Genomic DNA, 6105 nt, shown 5'->3' with positions numbered 1-6105 from the left:
TTTTGAACCACTGCCAATTTCTGTTAATGCTCTAGAATAGTCAGCGTCTGATTCAATCACTCTCTGAGAGAAACGTCTGGTAATGTTAGCCAACTGATTGGCACGGACATCAGCAATGACTTGTTCATCTAAGCCATTAGCTTCTGGTTCTGTCTGTACTTGCTCTGTGGTTTGTTCAGTAACGTTTGATTGTTCTGATTGATTAATATTAGCCAGTTGCTCTTGAACAGCAGTTAGCTCATCTTGTAGCTCTTGAATACGCTTGGTGTTATCACCATTGGTTTCCTCTAATTCACGGATTAGACTTAGTGCTTGTGAAGATAACTCATCTTGTTGAGTTTGAGTAGGTTGGTTCATGCTCTGCTCACTATTAATGGGTGAGCTTGTCATATTACTACCTAACAATTCATTAATGCGGTTTGTACCTGCAAAAAGTTTAGCTTCATGGTCTTTACTGTTAAATTTAGCACCTGTGGCTAGTTTGGTTTGCCCATAAGCCCAACCAATAATAGAATGTCCCCACTTGTGGTCATTTCTATCAGGGTTAGGCTCATTTAAGAAGTTAGGTGAAGCATAGCTAGTGCCTTTATATTTTTTATAAGTAATGTCTCCTTGCTTAATCTCAGCCATAAGAAATCTAGCCATAGCATCCAATGACTCTTGTGTCTGTGGGATGCTACTATGTGTTGCTTTAATAACTTGCTGATTTAAGTAAGACACTAGCTTATCTTTTCTTGTACCTTGCCAACTGACAAAACCAAGATTGGTTTTATTATTACCTTTGTCTCCATGCGTACCAAATAAGTATCTGATAGCAAACTCATTCTCACGGTTTACTTCTCCAATCAGATACCTAGCTTGTCCATCGGTAAATCCTGCCTTAACAAAAGCAGAATAAGTACCAAGCATAAGATTACTCTTAGTTAGCTCCTTATTGTTGATTGAAAAATTACCTGTATTTATCGGTTGAGATTGCTTTACTACACCACCTTGTCCGCTACCTACACGACCAACCACAGTAATATCAAGATGACTACCGCCACCATTGATAAAGTTTACATCACCCCGTTTACCAATGTTACCCCAACCTGCTTTCTCAGCATTGACCTGTACGATATAGCCGTGTTGTTTGGCTAAGTCAGCCACACGCTGACCTATGCGAGCATAGGTTTCTACATCATCACCATTTTTTAAATCAAGGTCAATCTTATAACCATTGCCGTGAGAATTACCTGTTATCTTTTTATGTCTACCTCCTGTGATTGAAGTGAAACCAACAGAAGCATTAAAGATTTCATCGTCTTTATCTAACAATGCCATGAAACCAAGGGTATCACCTTTAACAACACCACCAGAGAATAAACTATTACCTCCTGATTTATTTACATTATGAAAAGGCATTCTAAATTTGTGATTGATGTCTTTGACACTTCTTACTTTGGTATCGGTAAAACCATGTGAAGCATGTATAGTTTGGTTTTGCTTTTGTGATGTTGATTTGGTTATTACATTAGCCCCTTTGGGAGTTAGTAATTGCTTAGCTCTATCAGTACCTTGATAAACAAATTCCCATGCCTCATACATGACATTGCCTTTGTTATCTTTGGGGTAACTTAAAGATAAGCCAAACTTCTCAGCATTTTGTGCTAACCACTCTCCTTGCTTATAAAATCTACCACCTTTTTTAAAATCATTGGGATTGGTGGATAGAAAATCAAAAGCCAAACCAGTATGGTGTTTACTACCACCTACCCAAGCATTAGAAGTAAATACATCTTCTGCTGTACGTTTACTTAACTTACCTGCTAGATTTTTATTTTGCTGATAGTCATAACTTCTAAATCCAGAAACCAAGGTTAAAGGTTGTTTAAATTGCTTTTGATAAGCATTTGAAAGAGCTTGTAGAGAGCTTACAGCGTCTTTATGTACTTCTTTATTGCCAAATTTCACAATCTCATTAGGATTGGCTTCATTGTAGTGATAGTATTTGGTTTTACCATTTTTAGTATTTACTTCAAAATACTCCCCTTGACCATCACCATCATTTTTGAGTATGGCAGTATAAGTCTTACCACCTAATTTCATACTCACTTGCTCTGATGTAGGTTGTGATTGAGTTGGTTCTGTGATATTTGTAGCTTGGTTTTGATTAATCACATCGGTATCTACCTGTGATATATCCACCACAGGATTTACACGTTTAGATACACTACCAATAAGATTTAGATAGAACTCATCAGAATGTACATCTACAGCATTGTCCTTAACACTTTGAATGGTATTTTGAAGTGGTGTAACGTAGGTATCAATGTATGACTGTTTCTGAGCAGTTAGGTTGTCTATTTCATCTTGGTTGGTAGTATTAGCTATCTTGGTATCAAAGCCATCTAATACAGACATAACGCTGTTAGTAGCTTCATTTATCTTGGTTTGAGCTACTTGTTTGGCTTCATCAGTATCTGCACGGTTAAGCTCAGCTACTGCATTGACATAAGCTGTTGTAGGATTGTATTTTTTAGAGTCAGGATTGATAAGCTCTTCATGTGGTGTAAAGAGCTTTTGTTTAATGGTATTGGTTGCTTTACTTGTGGCAGTTTGTGTGGCTTGTTTAGTAGCATCAAAACCTAAACCAGCAGCACTAAATACACCAGAAACTGTACCGCCTATTGCACCTGCTTGACCTATATCTCTACCTATACCATCGGTAAGGTTTTTACCAAGCATTGCATTAGAATATCCTGTCTCACTTCCTACCAAAAACATCTCTTCGGTTGTATCTAGTAATACACCTGCTGTTTTACTTCTTACACCACTTCCTTTGGTTAGAGTATCAACATTACTTGCACCTACTTTACTTGCAACACGCCCAAAGCCATAAGTAATCAATAACGCACTTAAACCTGCTTGGTTTAAATATTGCTGTACTTTCTTATCGTTTAAATCCAAACCCTCTTCCACTGCCAACTGTCTAAGCTGTTCTTGACTTGCTGTACCCTCCAAGAAAGCTGAAGTAACCAAGGGTTTCTTTGTTATAGCAGAAGCAATCATCATAGGTACACTTTGCACCCCCATGTGATATAAATACTTTGGATTAGATAAACTGGTCTTAACTGCTCCCCACGCATCTTTGAATTGATTGCCTGTATCAATATTAGCAATGGCTTCTTCTGTACCTAAAATAGCTTGTTGGGCTTGATTACTGTAGCCATCAAATAATCTTTGATTTCTTTCTTCAAAACCACCTACATTATCAACCCAATCATGTACAGCATTTAAATCAGCAGATTCTCCAAGAATAACCTTAGCTACACCACGATTAAAAGGACTGTCAGAGTTTTTTAATGTTTCAAGTGCATTAACATCAAACTTATCACTATAAAAATCATTTACTCCTACTACAGCTTTTTTAACCATAGTATTTACTGCAACTGGTATTTTGTTATTTCCTTGATTGAGTGTTACACCCCCAATCTCAAACTCAGGAAAAATTTTCCCTGTTGAGAACATATCAGTCAGTCTCTCAGCACCGTATTGAGTTACACTCCTTGCAGTGTTATTTAAACCAATTTGAAGTGATGTCAGTGTGTCATTACTTGGGTTTTTCCCTTGGTTTAAGCTCAGTTCATCATTAAACGTTTTTATGTGGTTTAAACTAGGGTCGTGGTATTGACTGGCTAATTCCGCAACAGTAGGTACTCTGTTTTGTCTTTGTTCTTGCTGAAATTGTTCAATAGTTTTACCTGTGATACGTTCAAAAGCAATACTGCCTTTTGTTCGTACGTTGGTTAAGGCTTCTGCACCCCGTGATGTAACTTTCTCACGAGCTTTAGCGTATTTTTCCCAATTATCAAAGTTAGACATAAAAAATCTCTCTATCAAAACCAAAACTTAATTATATTTGGCTTGATAAAGAGATAACTAATTTAGTTTCTTGTGTGTGCGTTCCGCACGTTGGTGGGTTGTATTACAACAACTCTAATATCAATCAATTACTTTTTAAGGAAACCCTTATGACTACTTTTACACTAACAGAAAACCAACTAAATGATTTGGTAGCTAACGTTACTAAAGCAGTTATTAACACACTAACTTCACACAAAGAGACACAGACACAGACACCTACCTTGGCAGTAGATGAAAACCAAGAAAAGAAAATGGCAAGTGCTTGGGAAACTGCTTCAACAACAGCAGTAAGTTTTTGGACATTGGAACAATATGACTGGAAACCACTTCGCAAATGGTGTCTTGATAGAAATATTGAAATTGAAAAAGAAACGGTTAATGGTTTGCAGATTAACAGTTACCCTGCTCAAGCATGGCTTGAAGTCTATGGCATTGTGCTAGGCAAGTTTGCTTGGTAATTAATTAAGTAATTAACTAATTAATTAATTTACTCTAAGGGTGCGTTCCGCACCTTTATGAGTGGATTTTAATTATTTATAAAAGCATATCACAGAGTTTATACTTGTCAAATTTATTCTAAAAATAGTCAGTATTTTTCTAATGTATTTGACAAGTAGTAACTTAGCGGTTATTTTAAGCCAATTTAACAGCACAGAGCTTCTATGAACTGGCAACAATGGAAAGCCAAATATCACAAAGAACTTGAGCATATCGCAGGATATGAAGAGAAGTTTGTTGATTTGGTTCTGATGAAGATACCTAACTTACAACCTACTGATGTCATACCACAGTACCATTTTAAAGACAGCACAGGTAAGAACCGTTATGTTGATTTTATGGTAATAAACCAACATAAAAATTGGTTACTGCCTATTGAGCTTGATGGCTATGCTAAGATGGTAGGTAATGGTAATGATTATGAGAGATTTCAGGATTTTTTATCAAGACAAAATGATATTATAAAAATTTTTGGTAAAGTTTTTCGTTTTAGCAATAAAGATTTTTTAACCAAATCAAAAGAAGTAATAAATACTATTAATTCTAATATAAGTGTTACTTCTTTTGATTGGTTTTGGTTTAATTTTAAAATAACAAATATTCAAAACAATCCACTTATTCAAAACAAATTCATTCATTACGATTTTGTAGATACTGTATTAAGACCTTTTTCATTAACTGTAAATCATGTGTCCTACGGTATGGTTAATGATTATTACATAATAATTGAAGAGAACTCCAGCAGTCCAGACATCAAGATACATCTTGATGGTGTAAAGTGTTGTATTACTGGTGGTTATATCCCTTTTCCAATAGAAAATTTTTATGAAGAAAAAGAAGATATTTTTACAATATTAACTGCAAAGCTTGCTAACTTTAATCAACCCCAAATCCCAGCAATAACAGATAGTTCATCTGAACCTAAACAAGAAGTTACAAAATTTGTCTATCAAGATTTGAATAGAAGAAAGTTACTCGTAACTTGGCAAGATTGGTATAAGTATTATGATATAGAAGAAAATCACTTCTTTGTAGAGAATTTCTTAAAAAAGATAGACCCTAAAGCAAATCTATTTTTCTTAAAACATAGCGATGACAACATCATTGTTATACACTACCGTCATGTAGCCAGTAACTCAATCATAGCTTTAGTGATTTGTGCTGATGATAGTATCAAGCATTATAAAGGATTGGACGCAGACCTTTGTATCAGACTTACTGAAGATGAGATTTATAGCAATAATCGTAATACCTTATCCAAGGTTAATAAAACTATCAATGAAAACAAAAAACAAATTAAAAAATCAAAGCAACCAGTTAAAGAGAAAAACCAAAAATCTTTCATAAATAAACTACTATTGCCATTTAAACTAATAAAATCATTATTTAAAATTATGGGTAATATATTAACCGCAACTGGTTTGGTTGTGGAATACGCAACCACAGAAACTACAAAATGGGTAGTAACCACTTTACTAGAACAAATTGAAGACGCAAAATCTCCACAAGAGAAAGCAAAATTACAAAAAGAATTACAAGAATATATTGCCAAAGAAAATTTATCTGATGAGTTTATAGAGTCCTGTAAACCAAAAAAAGACAACACTATTTATATTACTTCAGACAACCAAAGTGGTTATATTCCATCAAGAAGTAGACGTGGGCGTAGACGCTATTAAATATTAGGCTCTGGTCTAAAAAGTA

Annotated in this window: 3 protein-coding genes; 2 read left to right on the top strand and 1 reads right to left on the bottom strand. The window is 35.0% G+C overall.

Annotated features, from left to right (window positions below; all coding sequences use genetic code 11):
* A partial coding sequence (locus tag B0182_RS12465) for a M15 family metallopeptidase (RefSeq protein ID WP_143821747.1) occupies positions 1-3861 on the bottom strand: 3861 nt, incomplete at its 3' end.
* Between the two features lie 149 nt (positions 3862-4010).
* Between B0182_RS12465 and B0182_RS12460 the strand changes: the two genes are divergently transcribed.
* On the top strand, positions 4011-4361 hold the full coding sequence (locus B0182_RS12460; RefSeq protein WP_078275230.1) for a hypothetical protein: 351 nt from the start codon (positions 4011-4013) through the stop codon (positions 4359-4361).
* Positions 4362-4565: 204 nt separating this feature from the next.
* A complete protein-coding gene (locus tag B0182_RS12455) occupies positions 4566-6080 on the top strand; it encodes a hypothetical protein (protein ID WP_078275229.1) in 1515 nt (504 codons plus the stop codon).
* Positions 6081-6105: the final 25 nt, after the last annotated feature.

This window comes from Moraxella bovis (genome assembly GCF_002014975.1).
In the GTDB taxonomy this organism is placed as follows: domain Bacteria; phylum Pseudomonadota; class Gammaproteobacteria; order Pseudomonadales; family Moraxellaceae; genus Moraxella; species Moraxella bovis.
This window is presented reverse-complemented; position numbering and strand designations above follow the sequence as displayed.

Excerpts from the sequence above, each read along its gene's own strand:
- B0182_RS12460 (WP_078275230.1), top strand. The coding sequence starts at position 4,011 with ATGACTACTTTTACACTAACAGAAAACCAACTAAATGATTTGGTAGCT.
- B0182_RS12455 (WP_078275229.1), top strand. The coding sequence starts at position 4,566 with ATGAACTGGCAACAATGGAAAGCCAAATATCACAAAGAACTTGAGCAT.